19 protein-coding genes are annotated in these 22,919 nt (G+C 46.4%); 1 reads left to right on the top strand and 18 read right to left on the bottom strand.

Annotated features, from left to right (window positions below; genetic code table 11):
- Positions 1-180 precede the first annotated feature (180 nt).
- From BVG16_RS00805 to xylA, 8 genes are all read right to left on the bottom strand, one after another.
- Complete coding sequence (locus BVG16_RS00805) at positions 181-1,689, bottom strand: xylulokinase (protein ID WP_078496645.1); 1,509 nt, start codon at positions 1,687-1,689, stop codon at positions 181-183.
- A gap of 2 nt (positions 1,690-1,691) precedes the next feature.
- Complete coding sequence (trpA, locus tag BVG16_RS00800; protein WP_078496644.1) at positions 1,692-2,519, bottom strand: tryptophan synthase subunit alpha; 828 nt, start codon at positions 2,517-2,519, stop codon at positions 1,692-1,694.
- Positions 2,516-3,493 (bottom strand): ABC transporter permease, encoded by a 978-nt coding sequence (locus tag BVG16_RS00795; protein ID WP_233146854.1) that lies wholly within the window; start codon positions 3,491-3,493, stop codon positions 2,516-2,518. The genes trpA and BVG16_RS00795 overlap by 4 nt, the downstream gene beginning before the upstream one ends.
- 11 nt (positions 3,494-3,504) lie before the next feature.
- On the bottom strand, positions 3,505-5,001 hold the full coding sequence (locus BVG16_RS00790; protein WP_078496642.1) for a sugar ABC transporter ATP-binding protein: 1,497 nt from the start codon (positions 4,999-5,001) through the stop codon (positions 3,505-3,507).
- Positions 5,002-5,146: 145 nt separating this feature from the next.
- The gene (locus BVG16_RS00785) at positions 5,147-6,073 is read right to left on the bottom strand and encodes a sugar ABC transporter substrate-binding protein (RefSeq protein ID WP_078496641.1); all 927 of its coding nucleotides are present in this window, start codon (positions 6,071-6,073) and stop codon (positions 5,147-5,149) included.
- Between the two features lie 48 nt (positions 6,074-6,121).
- Complete coding sequence (locus tag BVG16_RS00780) at positions 6,122-7,096, bottom strand: sugar-binding transcriptional regulator (RefSeq protein ID WP_078496640.1); 975 nt, start codon at positions 7,094-7,096, stop codon at positions 6,122-6,124.
- A 231-nt stretch (positions 7,097-7,327) separates the two neighbouring features.
- Positions 7,328-8,821: a xylulokinase gene (xylB, locus tag BVG16_RS00775; protein WP_078496639.1), complete on the bottom strand. Its 1,494-nt coding sequence runs from the start codon at positions 8,819-8,821 to the stop codon at positions 7,328-7,330.
- 24 nt (positions 8,822-8,845) lie between these two features.
- On the bottom strand, positions 8,846-10,159 hold the full coding sequence (gene xylA, locus BVG16_RS00770) for a xylose isomerase (protein WP_078496638.1): 1,314 nt from the start codon (positions 10,157-10,159) through the stop codon (positions 8,846-8,848).
- A 214-nt stretch (positions 10,160-10,373) separates the two neighbouring features.
- On the opposite strand from xylA, the gene BVG16_RS00765 reads away from it, so the two are divergent.
- Positions 10,374-11,525, top strand: a complete 1,152-nt coding sequence (locus BVG16_RS00765) for an ROK family protein (protein WP_078496637.1) — start codon at positions 10,374-10,376, stop codon at positions 11,523-11,525.
- Between the two features lie 74 nt (positions 11,526-11,599).
- Here BVG16_RS00765 and BVG16_RS00760 read toward each other — a convergent pair whose 3' ends face one another.
- The 10 genes from BVG16_RS00760 to BVG16_RS33635 all read right to left on the bottom strand — a co-directional run bounded on the left by BVG16_RS00760 (position 11,600) and on the right by BVG16_RS33635 (position 22,891).
- Entirely contained in the window at positions 11,600-12,433 is an 834-nt protein-coding gene (locus tag BVG16_RS00760) for a carbohydrate ABC transporter permease (RefSeq protein WP_078496636.1), read from the bottom strand.
- Positions 12,434-12,451: 18 nt separating this feature from the next.
- Positions 12,452-13,342 (bottom strand): carbohydrate ABC transporter permease, encoded by an 891-nt coding sequence (locus BVG16_RS00755; protein ID WP_078496635.1) that lies wholly within the window; start codon positions 13,340-13,342, stop codon positions 12,452-12,454.
- Positions 13,343-13,436: 94 nt separating this feature from the next.
- The gene (locus BVG16_RS00750) at positions 13,437-14,834 is read right to left on the bottom strand and encodes an ABC transporter substrate-binding protein (RefSeq protein ID WP_078496634.1); all 1,398 of its coding nucleotides are present in this window, start codon (positions 14,832-14,834) and stop codon (positions 13,437-13,439) included.
- 616 nt (positions 14,835-15,450) lie between these two features.
- Positions 15,451-16,107, bottom strand: coding sequence for a hypothetical protein (locus BVG16_RS00745; protein ID WP_144027253.1), 657 nt, complete (start codon positions 16,105-16,107; stop codon positions 15,451-15,453).
- 1,187 nt (positions 16,108-17,294) lie between these two features.
- Positions 17,295-17,948 (bottom strand): phosphate signaling complex protein PhoU, encoded by a 654-nt coding sequence (phoU, locus tag BVG16_RS00740; RefSeq protein ID WP_078496632.1) that lies wholly within the window; start codon positions 17,946-17,948, stop codon positions 17,295-17,297.
- A gap of 32 nt (positions 17,949-17,980) precedes the next feature.
- Complete coding sequence (gene pstB, locus BVG16_RS00735) at positions 17,981-18,736, bottom strand: phosphate ABC transporter ATP-binding protein PstB (protein WP_078496631.1); 756 nt, start codon at positions 18,734-18,736, stop codon at positions 17,981-17,983.
- Between the two features lie 34 nt (positions 18,737-18,770).
- On the bottom strand, positions 18,771-19,646 hold the full coding sequence (gene pstA, locus BVG16_RS00730; protein WP_078496630.1) for a phosphate ABC transporter permease PstA: 876 nt from the start codon (positions 19,644-19,646) through the stop codon (positions 18,771-18,773).
- A 3-nt stretch (positions 19,647-19,649) separates the two neighbouring features.
- Complete coding sequence (pstC, locus tag BVG16_RS00725; RefSeq protein WP_078496629.1) at positions 19,650-20,579, bottom strand: phosphate ABC transporter permease subunit PstC; 930 nt, start codon at positions 20,577-20,579, stop codon at positions 19,650-19,652.
- A gap of 40 nt (positions 20,580-20,619) precedes the next feature.
- Positions 20,620-21,585, bottom strand: coding sequence for a PstS family phosphate ABC transporter substrate-binding protein (locus BVG16_RS00720; protein WP_078496628.1), 966 nt, complete (start codon positions 21,583-21,585; stop codon positions 20,620-20,622).
- Positions 21,586-21,700: 115 nt separating this feature from the next.
- Positions 21,701-22,891, bottom strand: coding sequence for a methyl-accepting chemotaxis protein (locus tag BVG16_RS33635; RefSeq protein WP_078496627.1), 1,191 nt, complete (start codon positions 22,889-22,891; stop codon positions 21,701-21,703).
- Positions 22,892-22,919: the final 28 nt, after the last annotated feature.

Genomic DNA, 22,919 nt, shown 5'->3' with positions numbered 1-22,919 from the left:
AATATGAAAAATCATGAAAATGCATAGTTAAAAAGACCTTACAACGGATTTACGTTATAAAGCCGCTTGAATCCAGCTCCCTATGGAAACACGACATAAGACCTAACAAGGTTTTCGATAAACAAAAAAAACCAGATTTCATGCCGCTTTGGCGAGAAATCTGGTTCTTCGATCTAAAGATCATGTAAACAAATATTTAACCGAGGGATAGATGTTTACATAGCGTTCATATTTCTTTTGATAGTGCATGTAGAGGGATGAATTCGGAAGATATTTCTTCGATGAGAACGATAAGATATATCGATCAGCAAATTCAGAATAACTCTGCACCCACCCTAAACGAATAAATCCTGCCGCTGCGGCACCTAGGGCCGGGAGAAACTGGGACTCTTCCGGAACGCGAACCTCTACCCCAAAGATATCGGCAAGCATCTGACACCAGACGGCACTCTTGCTCCCGCCGCCAATGAATATCAATGGCTTGTCATCTCCGCTAGGCTTAACCAAGAGCTGTTGAACTTGCTTCATCGCAAAGGCCACGCCTTCCAATACCGCACAGCCCATCATCGCCTTGGTCGTCGTCTGCTGTAATCCAATGAAACAGCCTGTCGCCGCTTGATCTTGTACAGGCGTTCGTTCGCCATTCAAATACGGAAGAAATAACACCTGGTTCTGTGATCGATCCTCGTTGGACAACGCTTCTTCGAACGCTTGATATGTCTCATTCGTCGGAGCCCCATCTTTCAGCCCCATGTCACCAAAGGTCTTAACCGCCCATTGATGAGCATTGCCAGCATTCAATAATGGCGCTACAGCGATGATCAATTCTGAAGCCGGATGCGCAAGATGAAAGACATGATTCTCTGCTGGCAGCTTCTCCGATGCGGTCATGCCGACCCAGCCTGTTGTACCTAAATAGCCGTACATTTCGCCATCGCCCGTTACACCCGCACCGATCGTTGTTGCCCCAGCATCCCCAATACCGCACAACACAGGTGTTCTGACTGCAAATCCAGTTATTCTTGCTGCTTCCGCGTGAACTGTCCCCGCGATCTCGTCTGTTGCTAGCAGCGGTGGAAGTTTCGTTACTTCCACCCCATATCGATCGAGCCAGCTTGTCTCCCACTGTCGTGTACGTAGATTCATCATGCCAGCGGTTGCTGCCGAAGTCGGATCTGACACTGCTACACCTGTCAAATGGAATACAATATAGTCTTTGGAGCTAATCAGAAACCATGAGGTTTGCGCTTCAAGTTCTGGCTCATGCTGCTTCATCCACAAGATCTTGGGAAAGGTCAATGTGCCGTCCATCGCATTTCCTGTAACTTCAAAGATATGCTCCGAACCCAATTCCTGCTTCACCCGCTCCGCTTGCGCGAAACCTCGTCCATCCGAGTAGAGAATGGCTGGGCGAACAGGCTGTCCATTTGCACGAATCGGAATACAATCCTGCATCTGTCCACTGAACGACAACAGCTCCACTTCGTCCGAAGGAACACCTGCTGTCCACCACGCATCCGCAATGGTCCGAATCGCATCTAGCCATTGCTCGGGATCTTGTTCCACTGTTCCCTCGCGATGCAGTGTATGTAAGGGGACATTCTGTTCGTGCGACATCGTACCGTCATGACGAACGAGCACGCCCTTCGCATTCGTGGTTCCGATATCAAACGCAGCGATATAGCCCACGGTTATTCCCTCCCCAGCTCTTCGATGGCCGTATTCTGCTTCATGTCAGCGATTAATCGGTACAAATAATCCTGTTCACCGTTCTCGCAGCGCGCTACAAGCACAGAACCTACGACAGCTCCCTCAAATCCGCTATCTATGACGTACTTCACGCGTTCCGGCGAACGAAGCCCGAATCCTGCCACAATCATCGCCGAATCGGTAAAGGTTCTGGCTTTGTCATACAAATCAGCCAAGTTATTGCTGGAGCTTGCCAGTGGATTTCCCGTCGCCCCCGTATAGAGCTGTGCATAGAGAATATTTAAGCTCTGACATACCGTCTCCATATCTTCATCCGAGATCGCATTGTTGACAAATCCGACAATATCAACGCCGAATGGAGCAACCTTCGCTTGTACCTTCTTTTGTTCTTCGATGTTCGTATCCGGCATCACTAAGCCGTCGATCAATCCCTCTTCCGCAAGCTGGTAAGCAATCCCTTCTTCCAGAAGCTCCTTCTTATATCCCATCGCCCAGATCGGTCGATCGACTTCCTGCCGAAGGCGTCGCATATAAGTCAGCAACCACCCATGATCATGAGCTTCATCACTTAAATGCTGTACCCTAGCATGTCCACGCTGAATCACTGCGCCATCCAAGAACGGATTTTCGCTCGGAATACCGATCTCTAGAATATCAATCCCAGCCGTTACCGAGTCTCGCGCAATTTCAATGGATTTCTCCATATCGGGGTCTCCTGCAACAAAATATCCAATCAATAAAGCTTCTTTCTCTTCACCAATACGCTGCCACGACTGTAAATTCCTCTTGCTGTAAAAGAATGTTGTCATTGCGCATTCCGCCCTAAGCGCTGCATGATCACCGCTGCGATCACGATCACCCCAGTAATAACATCCTGCATAAATGTCGGCACTTCCATAATCGTTAACCCATTCGCAAGTACCCCGATAATAGCTGCACCAACGAACGTCCCCCAAATATTCGGTACGCCCTCTTTAAAGGAGGTCATGCCGAGATATGCTGCAGCGTAAGCTTGAAGGAATAGTCCATTACCCGCGGTCGGGTGTGCCGATCCCAAACGAGATGCCATTAATACACCGGTTAAGGCAGCAAGCGCCGCGCCAAGCGCAAAAGCCGCATTTTTGTTCCATTTCACGCGTAATCCCGCAATTCTCGATGCGGATTCGTTCCCGCCAATGGCATATAGGCGTCTGCCAAAAGCCGTCTGGGTCATCACATACCAGAACAAGATTGTAACCAGCAGCATCACGATCGATAACATCGGAATACTGCCTAAGCTTTTCTGACCAATATAACGGAAGCTGTCGGGAATATTCTCAAAGATCGTTGCCCCGCCTGTTAACCAGAATGTAAATCCTCCAAGTACCGTACTCATGGCTAATGTCGTAATGAAGGATAATACGCGGAACTGCGTAACAATCCAACCATTAATAAATCCAATGATCAATGCGACAAGAACAGGTACGACAAATGCGATCCATAACGGCCCGCCGCTTGCGATAATTTTAGCTGCGATAACGCCGCCCAGACTGGCCATCGCGCCAATGGACAAATCAAATTCACTGACGGACATGACGATCGTTGCCCCGATCCCAATAATAACCAAGAAGGAAATTTGGCGGCTAATATTAATCGCATTATCCAGCGTAGCAAAGGATCCTGGATTCAGAACGCTAAACATTATGATAATAAGTATGCCAGCAATGACGGTGCCGTAGGACCGAAACAATTTGCTCCATTGCACAGAAGAGGACGTTTTTGTTATTTTAGTGGTCTCCATCATGTTTCTTCCTTTCATCGATTGTAGCAAATTTGCAAGAGTTGTTCGGAAGTAGCTTCGCCGCCGGCAATTTCCGACACGATTGACCCTTCACGCAACACATAAATTCGATCACATACATCTAATATTTCGTGAATATCTGATGTCACATACAGAACACCACGATTTTGATTCGCTTGCTCTCGTAACAGACGGTGAATCTCTTCACGTGTCATCACGTCGACAGCTTGGGTCGCTTCATCACATAAGAAGAGAATCGGCTCATGCATCAAGGCTTTGGCGAACACGACTTTCTGCTGATTTCCTCCGCTTAACTCGCTTACCGTCTGCTCCGAGCCCACAGCTTTTACATTCATATTCTCCATCCATTGTCTCACGGCATGTTTCTCTTTCCGTTGCTTCACATAGAGACCTGACGAGAAATGCTGTAATCGAGGGAGTGTCATATTCTCACGAATCGTCATCCCCATCACTAACCCTTCGGATCTACGATCCTCCGGAATAAATACCATCCCGGCTTCCAGCGCCTTTTGCGGTGACATCCGACGATGCGACTTGCCTGAGATGACAACCTCACCCTCCTGGATCGAGCGCGTTCCATAGATAGCTTCAAGCAATTCCGTGCGGCCCGCGCCGGCTAATCCGAATATCCCTACCACTTCACCCGCGTGGACTTGCAAGCTGGAAGGCTTCACACGGCCGTCGACAGTAGACAGCTGGTTCACCGACAATAAGACGGGATTCATGCTCGCATCCTGCCGTTCATGGGTAGCAGCGGCTTGATAATCCGTATCTGTCATCATGGAAATGACTTTGTTCAAGTTCGCCTCTTCCCGCTGCAATGTCCCTGCATTCTTCCCATTCCGGAAGACGGCAATATGATCTGACAACTTGAAGATCTCTTCCATCCGGTGGGACACATATAAAATCGCTGTGCCTTGCGCAGTTAATTGCTGAATCAGACGGAATAGAATTTCGGTCTCTTGATCGGTTAAAGAAGCCGTGGGCTCGTCCAGGATTAATAGCTTGCAATCCTGCATCATCACACGCATTAATTCCAGCAAGGTACGCTCTGGTGGAGACATTTCTTCCGCGGTCTTATCCAGATCTAGCTCCATGCCTAATTCTTTCTTTAAAGCTTCCGCACGTCGTTTCATCTCATGCCAACGAATACGAAGACCGAATTTAACCTGTGGTATATCTGTCCCCAGATATAAATTCTCGTAGCCGGAGAAGGCCGGAATTAAGTGACGGTCTTGATGCAGCACATGAATGCCCAACCGATGCGCGTCTCGTGGTGAGGTGATCGTCTCAAGCTGTCCATTCCAATAGATGCTTCCGCCATCTGGCGCGTACACGCCGGTAATGATTTTAATAAATGTTGATTTGCCTGCTCCGTTTTCACCGACCAAGCCAAGCACTTTGCCCGCTTCGATCGACAATGATATTTGGGATAACGCATGATGCAGACCGAACCTTTTATCTAGCTGCTTCACTTCCAACAAAGACATCTGATCATCCTCCACATCGAACAGGAACTTGTTCTGCTTCCAAAGTATCCTTGCAACTTATGTTTTCTTCGTTTTTTAGAATGAGAGCGGCTGGAAACCAGCCGCTCACTTGACGTTCATACCACCGTATGATTAGTTGCCTGTATTACGCGTTATCTTTTGTAATTAAGCTAGCTGGTGCATACAACTCTGTGCCTTCTACTTCTTTGCCTTGGAATACGTTCTCCAATTGTTGTGCTACGATTTCAGCCATACCAGGGAAGTTTTGTTTTACCGTTGCAACCAATGGAGATCCTTTTTTGATCATATCAACCGCTTGGCTGTTACCGTCAATACCGATAACGACAATATCTTTGCGACCTGAAGCTTCAATCGCTTGAGCTGCGCCAATTGCTGGCTCATCCCATCCTGTCCATACTGCTGTGATGGAGCCTTCTGCTTTGTTCGCAAGAAGCAAGCTTTCCATTTCTTTACGTGCACTTTCGATGGGTCCTGGTACTTCGACTTGCATTTCCGTTACTTTCTTCACATCAGGATTTTGTTGCAGCATCTCATCAAGTAACAATGTACGTTTCAATACACCTGGATGCGCACGGTATGTCAATACGACCAAGTTACCTTTTTTACCAAGCGAATCGAATAAGTGCGTTGTTACCATCTTGGACATTTCCGTATTGTCGCTTGTTGCGTTCATTGTCATGCCATCGATATAACCGGAGTCACAACCCAGAACCGGGATGCCTTTATCTTTTGCAGATTGGATTTGTGCTTTCAATTGGTTCGGGTCTGTACTTACAATGACAATCGCGTCGGTTTTGCTAGCGATGACATCTTCCATGCGGCTTGCTAATTGTCCGACATCCCCTTTGGTATCAATCACATTCGCTTTCCAACCATGATCCTCTGCTTGCTTCTTCAACGCTTCAACCATTTCATTCGTTGTTACGGAAGATAAGAACGGTGTAAGAATGGAAATGTTCTTCGCGCCGTCTTTACTTGAAGAGCCGCCGGAACATGCTGCCAAACTAACAATGAATACGATGGATAGTAATACGGAAAGTGCTTTTTTCATTATTCTTCCCCCTAGTAGGTTCTGTTGTTAAGACTTTTGTCTATCTCACTATGATGTTACAGGATGCGATTGATGCCACTCGAGCACCGCTTTCGCCGTAACCATATCGGTTACTAACACATTCACCCATTTCCCGCGGAGAACCGAACAAATTGCCGGTACTTTGTCCAGACCGCTTGCGGTTGCAATCACATTCGGAATGCGACGCAAATGCTCTGCGGACATGCCGATCAATCTTGGCTCGGATGGATATGAAATCACCTGGCCTTGCTCGTCCAGAAAAGAAGTACAAACACCGCCTACCGCGCCCAAGGAACGAATTTCATCCATTTCCTTCGATCCGAAATATCCAAACTTCACAATCGATGCATCATCTGTGATTTGGCTAATTCCGACGATAGCCACGTTCACCTGATCCCACATGTCTACGACTTTGGAAATCTCCGGTTCGTTCACAATCGTATCGCGCACTTCTTCTGTTGCTACAATAGCCGGCGCATTCAATTGCATATACTTGGCTTTAAGCTTCTCGCCAATCATACGTGCATTGGAATTCGCATGCCATGTCGCTCCATCGGCGCCCCAGCCTCCAATCAGCGGAACGATTTGCATCTGTTTGCGACTGAAGTAATTCAGCTCCTTACTCAACTCTGAAACAGTTCTCCCTGCCATAACCCCTACGGTGTCGTAATCTTTCAGTACGGATTCTAAAAGGGCGGCTCCTGCTCTCGCAAGCTTCAAATCGACCAAATGCTGTTCTTCTTCTGGCATCTGAATGATCATCACATCATGGATTCCGAAGGTTTCAGCGATCACCCTTTCATAGATTTGTTCTTCAGAGTAAGGATTCCGAATCGAAATCTGAACGATTCCCTGCGCCTTGGCAGCGCTCAGCATACGACTGATCTGCGGTCTGGAAATTCCGAGTCTCTCCGCAATTTCTTGTTGGTTCAAACCATCGATATAGTACAAATGGCTTACTTTGACGAGTAATCTCGTTCTTTCTTCTGCGATATCAGTCATGCCTCTAAAATCCCCTTCCTAGCACAATTGTTCAAAATGGAAATATTGTTCTATTCCCTTCCTCATTTTAAATGGGTTTCATATTTTTGACAAGGTATATATTGGGTTTCATTAGTCAAAATACAACAAGAATCGGGACGATTTTCATAGTTTTTCACAGCTTTTCACCCTGAAACGACAAAAACCTCAGCCTTAGATGATCTAAGGCTGAGGCTATAGAACTAACAGGTGTTATCGGAAGCTCCCCAAAGCTTGGGATAGTTCCTTCGTCTGATGATAAACTTGCTGGTACAAACGATAGAGCTCGTTGTATTTCTCCACATTCGCTGAAATCGGTTGATAGGTTTGCGCTGGTTTTAAGAATACATCGGCACAAGCTTCAAGAGACTGAAACCAGCCGCAGCCATAAGCCGCAAGCATCGCTGCGCCCATGCCTGGACCTTGCTCGCTCTCTAGCCGGACAACCTCAACTTGGAAGACGTCGGCTTGAATTTGCAGCCAAGTTTCGTTCTTCGCACCGCCGCCGATCGAAATGATCGATGGAATGGTCTTGCCTGCTGCACGAAGAATTTCTAACGACTCCCGAAGTGAGAACGTAATCCCTTCGACCACGGCGCGAGCAAAATGATCACGTGTGTGCGATCCATCCATGCCGATAAATGCGCCACGAATGTCCGCATCCGGATGCGGCGTGCGCTCGCCTACCAAATAGGGTGTGAACAATAAGCCTTTCGCGCCTACACCGGCAGCTTCCAACCCGCCTAGCATATCAGGGAACGATAATTCTTTACAGAAAGTATCATGGAACCATTGCAAGGAATACCCTGCAGCTAGGGTTACGCCCATCGCATAAAATGCGTCTTGCTTCGCATGGTTAAAGAAGTGTACCTTCCCCGCGACGTCGAGTTCCTTGTTCTCCTCATAGGCAAGGATCACACCGGAAGTGCCTACAGAACATAACGTACGACCTTCGGATAGAATTCCGGAACCAATCGCTCCGCATGCATTATCTGCACCGCCAGCGAAAACTTTGGTATTCACGGTTAATCCCGATTGTGCCGCGAATTCTGCCGTGACATTCCCTACACAGGCATGCGATTCCACGATGGGAGGACAAATGCGTTCCTCGATGCCGACGGCCTGGCAGATCTCGGTGCTCCATTGCTTGCCGATCATATCCAGCAATAACGTACCCGCGGCATCCGAATACTCTTGCGCAATATGCCCTGTCATCCGGTAACGCAAATAGTCTTTGGGCAGGAGGAATACTTCCGCCTTCGCATAAACTTCAGGTTCAAATTCTTTCACCCATAACAGCTTAGGAAGCGTAAAGCCTTCCAAGGCTGCGTTCTTGGCAATCCCGAGCAGCTTCGTTCCCAATGCTTCCTCAATAGAGCGGCATTGCGCTGTCGTACGCGTATCATTCCATAGAATCGCATTGCGCAACACTTTATGATTTGCATCCAAAAGGACAAGTCCGTGCATTTGGCCGGAGAAGGATATCCCTTCGATATCCTCCGCTGACACTTTCGAACCGGATAGCAGCTTCTGAAGCGATGTTACGGTGCCAGTTACCCAATCCTCTGGACGCTGTTCGCACCAGCCTGATTTTTCATGGAATAATGGGTAGTTCTCACTCGCCTCGTGCACGACGTTACCAAGCTTATCTACAAGCATTGTCTTGACAGAGCTTGTGCCTAAGTCAATCCCGATCACATATTTCATGGTCATCTCTCCCCAAGGTAAAGCCTACTCGGACAACAAGTATTCGTTCACGGCAGCTTTAATTTGCTCTTGACGACCGGATTCATTACGAATCGGGTTGTTTTGGAATGCGTATTCTTCAAGCGATTTCAATGTGGTTTTGTCGGCAACAATATCGGCACCGATGCCATCGTTGAATGAACGGTAACGGTTTGCTACAACATCCTCAAGCACACGATCTTCGATCAATTTCGCAGCTACTTTCAAGCCTTTCGCATATGCATCCATCCCTGCAATATGAGCGAAGAACAAGTCTTCGTGATCGAAGGAAGCACGGCGTACTTTCGCGTCAAAGTTCACGCCGCCACGGCCAATGCCACCGTTTTTCAAGACTTCATACATCGTTAATGTGGTGGACGTCAAATCTTGCGGGAATTCATCGGTATCCCAGCCCAGAAGCATGTCGCCTTGGTTCGCATCCAGGGATCCTAACATGCCGTTAATACTAGCAACACGGATTTCATGCTCGAAAGTGTGACCCGCTAGCGTTGCATGGTTCGCTTCCAAGTTCAATTTGAAGTGATCCTGCAAGCCGTACGTTCTTAAGAAGTTCATGGTTGTTGCGGCATCGAAATCGTATTGGTGTTTGGTAGGCTCTTTTGGTTTGGGTTCGATCAAGAATTGTGCGTTAAAGCTGATCTCTTTGGCATAATCAATGGACATCCAGTACAAACGCGCCAAGTTATCCAACTCTAATTTCATATCTGTATTCAACAATGTTTCGTAACCTTCACGTCCGCCCCAGAACACATAGTTTTCTGCGCCAAGCTCTTTCCCGATTTCAAGGCTTTTCTTCACTTGGGCCGCAGCATAGGCATAGACCTCCGCATTCGAAGTTGTACCTGCGCCGTGTACGAAGCGTGGGTTCGTAAACATATTTTGTGTATTCCATAGCAATTTCACGCCGGAATCTTTCATGAATTGCTTCATCATATCCACGATGATATCCAAGTTTTTGTTCGTCTCTTGCAATGTTTCGCCTTCAGGCGCAATATCGCGGTCATGGAATGCGAAGAATGGCACGCCTAATTTCGTAATGAACTCGAAGGATGCTTCCGCGCGTGCTTTAGCAAGATCCATGCCGGAGTATCGGTCCCAATTACGAACCATCGTGCCTTTACCGAACTGGTCTGTACCATCAGCTGTTAGCGTATGCCAGTAAGCTACTGCAAACCGTAAATGCTCTTCCATCGTTTTGCCTGCAACCACTTCTTTAGGATTATAGTGTTTAAATGCAAGTGGGTTTTTAGAGCTTCTACCTTCAAATGCAATGTTATGAATGCCTTCAAAATATGCCATGTCATGACCTCCGCAAATAAATTTGTCGTTCTCATGGCTTTAGTATACATATCGAAACTTAGTTTGTCTATTGATTAAACTAAGTAAATCATTGAAAACCTTTCAAGCCGCTTTTCAAGCTGGATGAACTATGGCGTTGCTTTCTATTCCAACCTCATTTATTCTATATTACATCGATATTAATTATTCGTTGGTTAAACTAACTGGAGGTTCTATGAAGACGACAGGCGATCAATTTCTCGTTAAAAAAATCAATAAGTCGATTGTTCTCGATACGATTCGGGACCAATCTCCCATCTCGCGTGCTGCCGTTTCCAAAATGACCGGATTAAATAAAGGAACTGTATCCAGTCTTGTCGCAGAATTAATAAACAATGAATTTGTACTGGAAATTGGCACAGGCAAGTCGAGCGGCGGGCGCAAACCCGTCATGCTCCTCTTCCATGAAACGGCAGGGTATGCGATCGGCGTTGAGCTGGGCGTTGCCAAAATTCGCACGATCCTTACCAACCTGAACGGTGAAATGGTCGAAGAAGCGTCTCGCAAGCTCGCGAGAACAGAGATCGAATATGTCACGCAAGAGCTATTCGCTGCGATCCAATCCATGATTGACCTTACACCCCCTTCCCGATACGGCATCGTTGGCATTGGTATTGGGGTGCCTGGAATCGTAGATGAGACAGGCCGTATCTTGTTCGCGCCAAATCTTCAATGGGAGAACATGGATCTGAATGCACTCATCTCCGAGCATTTCCAGCTTCCGGTCACCATAGATAACGAAGCGAATGCAGGTGCGGTAGGCGAGCAGCAGTACGGTGCAGGTCGCGATGCGGCGAATATCGTCTATATTTCCGTCAGCGAAGGGATCGGTACCGGCATTATTTTCGGACGGGAACTCTTCCGCGGCGCTGCCGGATTATCCGGCGAAATGGGACATATGACGATCGAAGCGAACGGTCGCAAATGCCGCTGCGGCAACAAAGGCTGCTGGGAGCTCTATGCATCCACCAGTTCCCATCCGCAATACGACTTCGACACGCTGGTTCAAATGTCCGCGTCCGGTGAAGCCGACGGCATTCGCGGATTTTACGAAATGGGCGAATATTTAGGGATCGGCATTAGCACGATTATCAATACCTTTAATCCCGAGCTTATCATTATCGGGAACCAGATGATGCGTGCGGAACGCTGGATTACGAGCGCGATTCAACAGACCGTTGCTACGCGTTCCTTATCCTATCATCGGAAGCATTCCTCGATACGATTCGCACAGCTGGAGACCCGCTCTACCTTGCTCGGGGCAGCTTATTATGCGATATCTGGATTTTTCTCCAAGGATCGCGCATCTCTCGCAGAAACGATGTAATTCCACATCTTTTAGAAAAAGCAGTGAAAAGGGATTCTACTTCTCCCTTCCACTGCTTTTTTCTTTTCAACCCCTTACCCCTTCGTTCCGCCTTGCAATCCAAACCCTTTCGACATGAATTTCTGCGACAGAATGTACAAGACGATGGAGGGGCATGCATACATGACTGAAAAGGCGGCTAACCTGCCGTAATCCACCATCCCGTATTGTCCGAAGAACTGATACAGCTTGAGCGATGCCGGGAATTTTTCCGGGTTCTGCAACAGAATATAGGGAACAAAAAAGTTCCCCCAGCTTCCAGAGAAGGTAAATATCGCAACCGTACAAATCCCGGGAATCATCAACGGTGCGACGACTTTTCGAATGCCTACGAATACGGAAGCCCCGTCAACCCATGCTGCTTCTTCCAAGTCGCCTGGGACGGAATCCATGAAATTTTTGAGCATCCAGATGCCATAAGGCATCGAAGACGCGACATAGAACAGTACAACGCCAAAAATGTTGTCGTACAGTTTTAACGTCAGGAATAATTGGTAGACCGGAACCATCACCGCTGTAATCGGCAACGAAGTCATGAATAGAATCGTCAGCATAAAAGGCTTCTTATACTTTAATTGATAACGTGATAACGGATAAGCTGCTAGAATTGCTAAAATAACGACCAATACAGCTTGGCCGAGCGACATGAGTAAACCGATCACAAATGCCCGTTGATTGGCTGTATCCGTGATAACATCAACGTAGTTTAACCCCGTGATTTGCTTCGGCAGCTTAAGCGACTGCATCGCATTCGGATCTACGGAAGCGACCATCACCCATAATAACGGCAGCAAAAAACAAATACCGATAAAGGTTAGAATCGTATACGGTAAGATTCGAAATAAGATTTTGCGTTGCTTCTGATTCATACGAACGCTCCTTATTCTTTACTCTTTCATCGATCGAATGTAGAACAGACTGAGCACGATTCCAATCAACAGCAATAACAATGAAATAGCGGTACCATACCCTAGCTGGTAGTTGACAAAAGCTTGGTTGTACATAAAAATCGGCATCGTTGTCGTGGATGTCCCCGGTCCGCCGCCTGTCATCGCATAGATTAAACCGAATACGCCTAAGGTCTGCAAGGTCACAAGCATCATATTTGTGGTGATCGTTTCTCTAATGTATGGAATCGTAATCCGAAAGAGGATCTGCCACTTCGATGCGCCATCGACTACGGCTGCCTCTTCGATTTCTGTCGGTACGTCATCTAGTGCAGCTTGGAATACGAGCATCGAGAACGCAGTTCCATGCCATATATTTGCGATAATGACGGTCAACATGGGTACTGTGAATAACCACGTAACTTCCGGAATCCCGAAGAACGAAATGATCGCATTTAAGGTTCCTTCATCCCCAAAGAAACTGTACAAACATAATGCGCACACGATTTCCGGTGTAACCCAACCTGCTAAGACAATGGTGCCAACGACCCGTCGGAACATTTTGTTCTTATGCTTCATGAGGAGCGCGATCAGAAACCCGAGCACCTGCTGTCCAATGACCGCCGAACCGATGAGGAAGACTAACGTGTTCCAGATACTGATTCGAACCGTTGGATCTTGGAACATGCGAACATAGTTATCGATTCCTATGAACTTCAACGCTTTCGCTGCTTCCCCCGTTAACGCTAAATTCGTAAAGGAATAGAAGAAGGTTAACAGGATCGGGTAAATAAAGAACACAAGCATAATCGCAATCGACGGCAATAAATAAAAAAGCCACGTGTATGTACTTCGCTTCTTATGAGCGGGTGCAACGGCTAGACTGCTCATGCATCAATCTCCTTTCCCATGCAGAACCTCTGGAGAAAAAATGCTTGCTCAGGTGTCCCTTATGACAGGATAGACCTGAGCAAGCGAAGAACCCTTACTTCTCTAGAATATGATCCTGACCTACGATTCGAGTGACATCTGTCGCATATTTGTTCATCGCGTCTGCAGGAGACATGCCGGTTGCGACCGATTCCACCATCGTTTGAATTTGTGTGGATACCTCAGGATACTTATCCTGTGCAGGTCTAAATTCAGCATTTTTCAAATAATCGGTCGCAATTTGGTAGAATGGCATCCCGCTATAGCCTGGATCCTTCGCGACATCCGCACGGACCGTGATATTGCCTGAGGAGACTACAAGCTTCTGGGTATTCTCTTTATTCAGCGCGAACTTGATGAAATCCCATGCTTCATCTTTATGCTGTGCATTGCTTGGAATCGATAAAGCCCATCCACCAGCAAGTGTGATCGACCCAGGCGCTTGCCCTTTGTTCGTCGGCATCGGCGCGAAGCCTAATACATCCTTATACTCTGGCCATGGTGCCGCTCCGCCTTCCAAATAGTTGCCTGTAATCCAGGAACCATCGAGTGAAATTCCAAGCTTCCCTTTTGGCAGATATTCGCGTGTGGAGTTATTGCCCGCTTGACCGTTCAAGACTTTGGATAATGGCGGACCAAGCTTCTCTTTATTAATCGTTTCGATAAAGCTAAGCGCATCCGTGATGCCTTGGCTTTTCGTAATCCATTTGCCGCTTGCATCATCATACAGGCGTTCGCCCGTTCCGTATAACAGCATTTCATAGGTCTGCATGGATGTCGCTTCACCTGTCGCTTTGCCCATGTTCATCCAGATCGGAACGACGTCGCTGCCTGCTTTTTCTTTAATGGTTCTTGCTGCGCTTAAGACCTCATCCCAATTCTTCGGTTGCCATTCTTCAGGCAGACCTACCTGCTTAAAGATCTGTTTGTTGTACCAGAGTCCACGAGAGTCCGTATTGTAAGGTACGCCATATATCTTGCCGTCGCTTGCCGTAACCCCTTTTTTCATGGCTTCGATAAAAGAACCGTTACTCCAATCTTCCCAAGCCTTCACTTTGTCGTCCAAAGGCTCCAGGTATCCTGCGCTGGCATCCGCATTCAGAATAAAGGTATCTTCCGTCACGATGTCCGGCGCGGTATCCTTCGATTTGAGCGCTAAGGCAATTTTGGCAAAATAATCGCCTTCCGAAGCTTGAATCGGCGTAGGTTTCACCTCTACATCTTTATTCGGATATCGCGATGCTACATCCGTAATCCATTTGAACAGCGTCCCGTTCGACCCCGTTCCGTCATCCCGATACGTGATCGTGATCGTCTTCTTTGCCTTGGAACCGCCGTCACCTTGGTTGCCTGATTCCCCGGCATTTTCCTTCGTGCTCGAACAACCAAACAACATAAAAGCACATAATACTGCGGTTGAGAGCGATAACAATTTTCTTGTACGGCTCGTCATTTTTAACCCTCCTCATATAGGACTGCGGCTCCATTCGGCTTACCCCTACGCAAGCGTTTACATTGGAGATCTACTATATACATATTTTTAACACAATCTATTTATTCGTATATTCTCTTATAAAATATAATTCACTTGGGTGAATTGATAGCCAACGCATAAGAAAAACCGTCAGGGGATCACCTGACGGTCCTTTAATGTGTGAACCTATACGTTGGTGGATAGGAGAGATGGGTTGGTGTTTTGCGCTTCAGCTGTCGTAGATACGAAATCTTGACAAATTATAGAAGCTCTTTGTGTGTAACGGACATGAGAGACCTTATTGTTTGCTATGCTCATAGATTAGCCGTTGTTGCGGACACAGATGCCCTTATTCCATTCGAATCATGGGTATATAGCTTATGTTTAGCATAATAAGAGCTGCTGTGTCCGTTCACCCTGCATTTTGAGTGCTTTTGGCATCATTAAGGTCTCCTGTGTCCGTTCATTTCTCGATCCGTTCCCTGCACCCTAATTTGATTTCAGCAATCTCTCGAAAAGTTATACATTCTAGAATGCTAAAAAAACAGATGAGAAAAGAGCTATCACTCCTTCATCTGCTTTTTACTAGCTTTATTTATTTCACTTTTAGGACCTCCAACTTCATTTCTTCATAGGTTTGAAGATCGGATTCCGTCCATTTAGGTTCATAGAAGAGAACAGAAGCATTACCCTTACTGTGCGGGGATACATGCAATGTCGTCGGTTCAAACTCAAGACCTAATTTATTCAATACGAATACAGGTTTCAGCGTAATCTCGCTTGCCTTCCCGTAATTATAATAGGTGAATTTGCACTCTGCACGGCTAACGTTTTCCTCATTCTGATCGATGTGGCAATCTCTGCCCTCTAATTGTTGATAGATGAAAGAGGATTCGTTTGCAGCATCATGCTTGATCAAAAACATGACTTTCTCGCTAGCTACGGGGGCAAGAAACAAAAACGCGATTGAACCTAGAATCATCCGACTACGAATCTTTGGGTAGTAAGGTCGAATATAGATCACAGCTCCTGTAATACCTATGATCAGCAGTATAATGCCGATGATATTGGGATAATGCAACCCTTGCTCCCCTCTGGACCAAGGTGACAGCCCTATGGAACGAAATAGCCAATCACCTATGGTGTGACCCAGATGATTTCTAGCGACCAATAGCAATGCTACCAACGTCATACAAAGACAAATCGCACCCCGCCTCAACAGGATCCCCTCCCAACCTGGAAAATGTATCATGATGCTGAATCCTGCCATGAACAAACCTATTATACCAATAATAACCAGAAGATTGAATGACGATTATATAGATATCCCCTTGTGCTCTTTGGCAAGGGGTTTCTATCTTGTACTTCGTTGTTTTGATGAGCCCACCTAAGGAAGCATGCAAAAGCAAGATACCATGGCAGTATTCGCTGTCAATCTCAAACGAATAATGACCTTGATGAAGGAATCTAAGTCAGAATAGATACAAAGTGAGCCAACTTTTCATTCAAAATCGAACGAATAGTCGCCTCTTTAATTGGAAACATCATAGTACTTAAAAATATATGTTGTACAGTGCCCTCGATCATTCGACCAAACAGTTTTTTCTCCCCTTGATGCTATGTTGGATTTATGCATTATAGGACGTCCGGATGAGCATTGTTACTCATCTATGTTGGGTTTATCCAGGATAAGAGCCAAGAATTGAGCATTATTGGGATTTTTCATCCTTTTCTATTGGAAATATCCAATATAGACGCTTAAACGTAGGCAAATCCGTTAAAGTTATTGGATTTATCCAACATAGCAAGGATGGGGGGTGCCCGATGGAGAGCGGAGCGATCGCCTTTGAAATCAGGAACATACCTCTACCATCCATTCAAAGTTCCTGATTTCAACAGCGACGGAATCGGGTACTCTCCACCAACAATACTAGATCAGATTTTCCTTTCCTTCCCGCTATTCCCCTTGCCGCTCTTTGGCAAGGGGATTTACTTTCATCCACTTGTGAAAATCTGATCCCCTAGTAGGATGGGGGGTGTCCGATGGAGAGCGGAGCGATCGCCTTTGAAATCAGGAACATACCTCTACCATCCATTCAAAGATCCTGATTTCAACAGCGACGGAGTCGGCTACTCCCCATCAACAATACTACATCAGATTTTCCTTTCCTTCCCGCATTTCCCCTTGCCGCTCTTTGGCAAGGGGGGTTACTTTCATCCACTTGTGAAAATCTGATCCCCTAGTAGGATGGGGGGTGTCCGATGGAGAGCGGAGCGATCGCCTTTGAAATCAGGAACATACCTCTACCATCCATTCAAAGATCCTGATTTCAACAGCGACGGAATCGGATACCCCCCACCGGCAATAGTACATCAGATTTTCACCTACCCTGTGCATGCAAAAACCCCCTCACCAACAAGCGGCAAGGGGATTCCATCTTAATTGAGCTCCGGCCGTTTCCCCGTTACGAGGAACACAACGCTCTCTCCGATATTCGTCGCATGATCGGCAATCCGTTCAATGTAACGTCCCACGAACGTGAGCAGCATCGCTTGCGATACCGTCTTCGGATCTTCTACCATCAGCGTGAACAATTCACGGACAATCTGACTGTACAATTGGTCCACGATGTCATCGTCTTTGGACATTTTATAAGCCAGATCCACATTCTCTTCCAAATAGGAACGAATGGATTCAAAGATCATTTGCTGAACCGTCTCGCCCATCCGAGGAATATCAATTAACGGCTTCACTAATTTCTGCCCTTCCAGACGAAGGACGACTTTCGCGACATCAACAGCGAGGTCAGCCATACGCTCGAGGTCGCTCGAGATTTTAAAGGCTACCAGAATACGGCGCAAATCCTTGGCTACAGGTTGCTGCGTCAAAATCAACTTGGAGCCCACATCCAGAATCCGCTCTTCCATATTGTTGATTTCAGCGTCTCTTTGAATCAATTCGCGCGCTTTATTCACGTCAATCTGCAATAAGGCGTCAATGGACTCCTTCAACATCTGCTCAGTCGCATTGCCCATGCCTTCAAGCAGCTTGGTAAGTTCACCTAGTCCAGCGTCAAACTCTTTTCTTGGCATTGTCTCTCCTCCACAAATCTTTTGATTTATTTTTATCCAAAACGTCCTGTGATATAATCTTCTGTCCGTTGATCGGTTGGATTCGAGAATAACTGTTCCGTTTCGGAGAACTCTACCACTTCTCCGTTCAAGAAGAACACCGTCTGGTCAGATACACGTGCAGCTTGATGCATGTTGTGCGTTACCATCACGATCGTATAACGATCTTTCAGCTCTTGAACAAGCTCCTCAATTTTCAAGGTTGAAATCGGGTCCAATGCGGATGTTGCTTCATCCATCAAGAGAATATCCGGGTTAACCGCCAAAGCACGCGCAATGCATAGACGTTGTTGTTGTCCGCCGGACAAACTGAATGCCGAACGCTTCAGGAAATCTTTGACCTCTTCCCACAACACCGCTTGGCGCAAGCTTTGCTCCACGATCTCATCCAGCTTCTGTTTGTTGCGAATTCCGTGCAATCTCGGGCCGTACGCAATATTATCGTAGATCGATTTTGGAAAAGGATTCGGTTGCTGGAATACCATTCCGACTTTTTTACGCAGTGTCTCGACATCGACTTCATTGCTGTAAATGTCTGTGCCTGTAATCTCCACGCGACCGTCAATCTTCGTACCTGCAATCATGTCGTTCATCCGGTTCAAGGTGCGAAGCAGTGTTGATTTCCCGCAACCTGAAGGTCCGATAAAGGCCGTAACTGCTTTTTCCGGAATCGTGAGGGATACATCTTTCAGTGCGTGATACGTACCGTAGTACAAGTTTAAGTTTTTAATGTCGATCAACGTATTCATACGTTTCTACTCTCCTTCAATGCCTCGGAAATAATTAAAGATTTTTCTGGTATTTATTGCGAAGTAAAATCGCTGCAAAGTTCATGATTAATAGCAAAGCTAGCAAGAGGATGATACCTGCTGCCGCAAGCTCATGGAAGGCTTCCTGCGGTCTTGAAATCCAGTTGAAAATCTGAATCGGCATGACCGTAAAGGAATCCATAATCCCACTTGGCAAGAACGCAACAAAGGTTAACGCACCAACCATAACGAGTGGAGCCGTCTCTCCGATGGCACGGGATAACGCTAGAATAACCCCGGTAAGGACCCCCGGCATTGCCGATGGAAGCACGGATCCAGCAACCGTCTGCCAACGCGTCGCACCAAGTGCGAATGAGGCATCACGACGTTGTCTCGGGACCGCACGTAAGGCTTCTTGCGAAGATACGATAATGATCGGAAGAATCAAGAGCGTCATAATCAACGAACCGGATAATAAACTGCGTCCTAATCCCAATCCGCGTACGAACAAAGTTAATCCCAAAATTCCGTATACAATCGATGGAACACCCGCTAACGTGCTGATGTTCAATTGAATTAACCGCGTGAATTTATTTTTGTTCGCGTATTCTTCCAAATAAATGGCAGCGCCCACACCGAGAATGAACGAGATCGGCGCCATGATCAGTACCATGTAAATCGATCCCACAATCGCGGATTTCAGACCTGCTTTGGAAGCAATCCGTGATGGGTAATTCGTAAACAATTCGGGTGATAACCGTGATAGACCATCGACCATAATGTTCACCAATAAGGCCATAAGGGCTACAATCCCGATAGCTGTCGCAGCGATAAAGAGGATGTGCAGAATGAAATCTATTTTACGGCGTTTACTAATCTGTTGTCGGTTGGCATCTTGTAAAATACTCATATGCTAATACTCCTCCCTGAATCGTCTTGCGACATAAAGGGCTAATATATTCAACAATAAGGTAATGACGAACAATGTCATCCCTACGGCATAAATCGTTCCGTACTCAATGGAGCCGTGCGGTGTATCCCCAAGACTCACTTGTACAATATACCCCGTCATCGTCTGGATGCTTTCCAGCGGATTAAAGGATAACTTCGGTGTAGCACCCGCGGCTACCGCGACGATCATCGTCTCTCCAATCGCTCTGGAGAAAGCCAGTACAGAGGAGGATACGATACCTGAGAATGCTGCAGGTACAACCACTTTCAAGGCGACTTCAAATCTTGTCGCGCCAAGTGCGAAAGCCCCGTTACGAAGGCTCTTCGGTACAGCCTGCATCGCATCTTCACTCAGTGAAGATACCATCGGAATAATCATAATCCCTACGACGAGTCCTGCGCTGAGTGCATTAAACACACCAGTTGACGGGAAAATCATACGAATCATCGGTGTTACAAACGTAAGTGCAAAGTAACCATAAACAATTGTAGGTACGCCTGCCAGCACTTCCAAAATCGGCTTCACAATCTTACGAACTTTCGTTGGCGCATATTCACTTAAGTAAATTGCACACGCCAGACCTACTGGAATGGCAAATACACAAGCAATCACCGTTATTAACATCGTACCGCTCAGGAGCGGAAGGATCCCGAACGATTTCGGTGCAATAAGCGGGCTCCATTTTGTTCCGAATAGGAAATCAAAGACCGGTATTTTACGGAAGAATCCGATCGTCTCTGACATCAACGTGTACACGATCCCGATCGTCGTAACGATCGAGACCGCAGCACATAGGAACAAAAGGATGGGCATCACGCGATCTAAGATGTATGATTTTTTGTTTTTGAAGGAGATGCTTGTCTTTTCTTGGCGTACCTCCGCCTGCTTCATGGTGTCTGCCTCATTTCTTTACAATTGGGTCTGGTATAACTTATTTATTCAATTTAGCAATTTGCTCATCGTACATTTCTTGCGGAAGTGCAATGAACCCTACTTCTGATGCGAAGCTGCCTACATTTTTCAAGTAAAACTCAGTAAATGCCTTCACTTCAGGACGTGCCAAATCTTTATTGCTCGCATAGACATATAGCGCACGAGATAATGGTGCATAAGATTTATCTTTGATCGTTTCTGCCGATGGTGTTACAACACTTGTACCGTTATCGATTGGGACAATTTTCATTTTATCTTTGTTCTCTTCATAGAAAGAGAATCCGAAGTAACCGATCGCGTTCTTATCGCCTTCTACACCGGATACGATGGAATTCGTATCTGCTGCGAATGTGATTTGCTTGTCATTGCGGCTTTCTTGTGCTTTTCCGTTAATAGCTTCTGTAAAGTAATCGAATGTTCCATGTTCAGAACCTGGAGAGTAGATTTTGATTTCTTCAGCTGGCCATCCTGCACGAACGTCTGCCCAAGTCTTCGCTGTGGAACCTGGACCGTAAATTTTCTTCAACTCATCCAGTGTTAATTTGTCTACCCAAGTGTTGTCTTTATTCACAACAACGGACAATCCATCATAAGCAACCTCTAACACGGTATAGTCAATGCCTGCTGCCTTTGCTGCCTCTGCTTCACTGTCTTTGATTTCGCGAGAAGCGTTCGCCATTGCAAGCTCACCTTTGACAAAACGTTTGAATCCGCCGCCTGTTCCTGCTGTGCCGACAGATACGCGTACTTTAGAATTTTCTTTGCCAAATTCTTCAGCTGCTGCTTCTGTTAATGGGAATACTGTACTTGATCCATCAATCTCGATCGTCCCTGATAATTCAGTACCTGTTCCTGTGGATGTTTCACCAGTTGATGTATCTTTTTTTCCACCGCAAGCAGTTAAAGCAACGGCTAATATCAAAACGAGCATCATCATCAAATTTCTTTTTTTATTTGTAAGCATGTAATAACATCTCCTCTGGTTGTGTTGTTAATGTTTATAGTTGAATCATAAGGTTTGAATGTTAAGCTTGTTGATTGAATTTGTTAACGGAATGTAAATTTTGATTTTTTGTAAATCAGATGGGTTTATTTAACTGCTCCACGATGTGGGAAATCGACTGTGTTACTTCATTGGTCTTATGATCGGCAACCTTCGCATGATTATGAATTTCGTAGACTTGCTTCCGATGATCCCCCGCCGCATAGAACAGCTCTTGGAATCGTTCCTTCGCCTCTGTGACCAGCACGGCGCTATTTCCTGTCTCGGCGCGTCCGCTTTGCACATAACGTACCGTTCTTTTCACCGCCGTATCAATCTCGGCAATCATCTCCGTAATCGCTTGGGCAGAACGCTTCGTCTCATCGGCTAGCTTGCGAATCTCCGTTGCTACGACAGCGAACCCTTTCCCATGCTCACCGGCTCTTGCCGCTTCAATCGTCGCATTGACCGCCAGTAAATTACTCTGCTCCGCCATATCCCGAATAAATTGCGTGATATCCGATACAGAGCTTGTCTTCTGCTGAAGCTCTACAATATGCTTTTCTTGTTTGGTTGCCTGCTCGGCAATGTTCTGAAAGAGAATGGACACTTGGTCCAACTCATTTTTACCTTGTAATGTAAGATCCACCATATGTTCGGACTGCATCATTCCGTGATTCGAGGCTTCCGCCACTTGCTGTACCGATATATGGATTTGATCGATCATCCCCTCCATTCCCCGCGCCGTTTTCAACTGGGTCTGAGCTGCTTGCTGTTGAAGGATACGCGATATTTTTAACAAAACGCCTACAGTAAGAATGCCTATAAATCGTCCTTGTTCAGTCACGATCACGCAATCGTATATGTTCAACTCATCTCGATTCAGTGCACGGTCGATCATTTCTTGTGGTGACAGATGAATATCGACAATCAACGGTTTTGTGTCCATCAGTTTCATAATTGACTTCTCATAATACAAATCAGCGCCGTATTTTTTGCCGAGAAATCGATAAAAACGGTCTTTCATCAGCAGCCCGAGCGGCTGCTTTGTCGTATCATCACAGACAACAAGGCACTCGCCTTCCATGCCGCGGCTAATCATTTGCACAACTTCTCTACATGTATGTGTTGGTGTCAGCACGGTAGGTACGACGATGAATTTTCGTATGGATACATGACCTGACTGTACGAGTGGACTTGGACTAGGCAGGCTGACAACGCTGGATTCGGAACGATGTGGCCCCGTCGTTGCTTCAGCTTCTTGAGGGACTAATGTAATGGTAGACATAAGGATTCCTCACATTCTTTCGCGTTTG

This window comes from Paenibacillus selenitireducens (assembly GCF_002021565.1).
GTDB classification, from domain to species: domain Bacteria; phylum Bacillota; class Bacilli; order Paenibacillales; family Paenibacillaceae; genus Paenibacillus_K; species Paenibacillus_K selenitireducens.
This window is presented reverse-complemented; position numbering and strand designations above follow the sequence as displayed.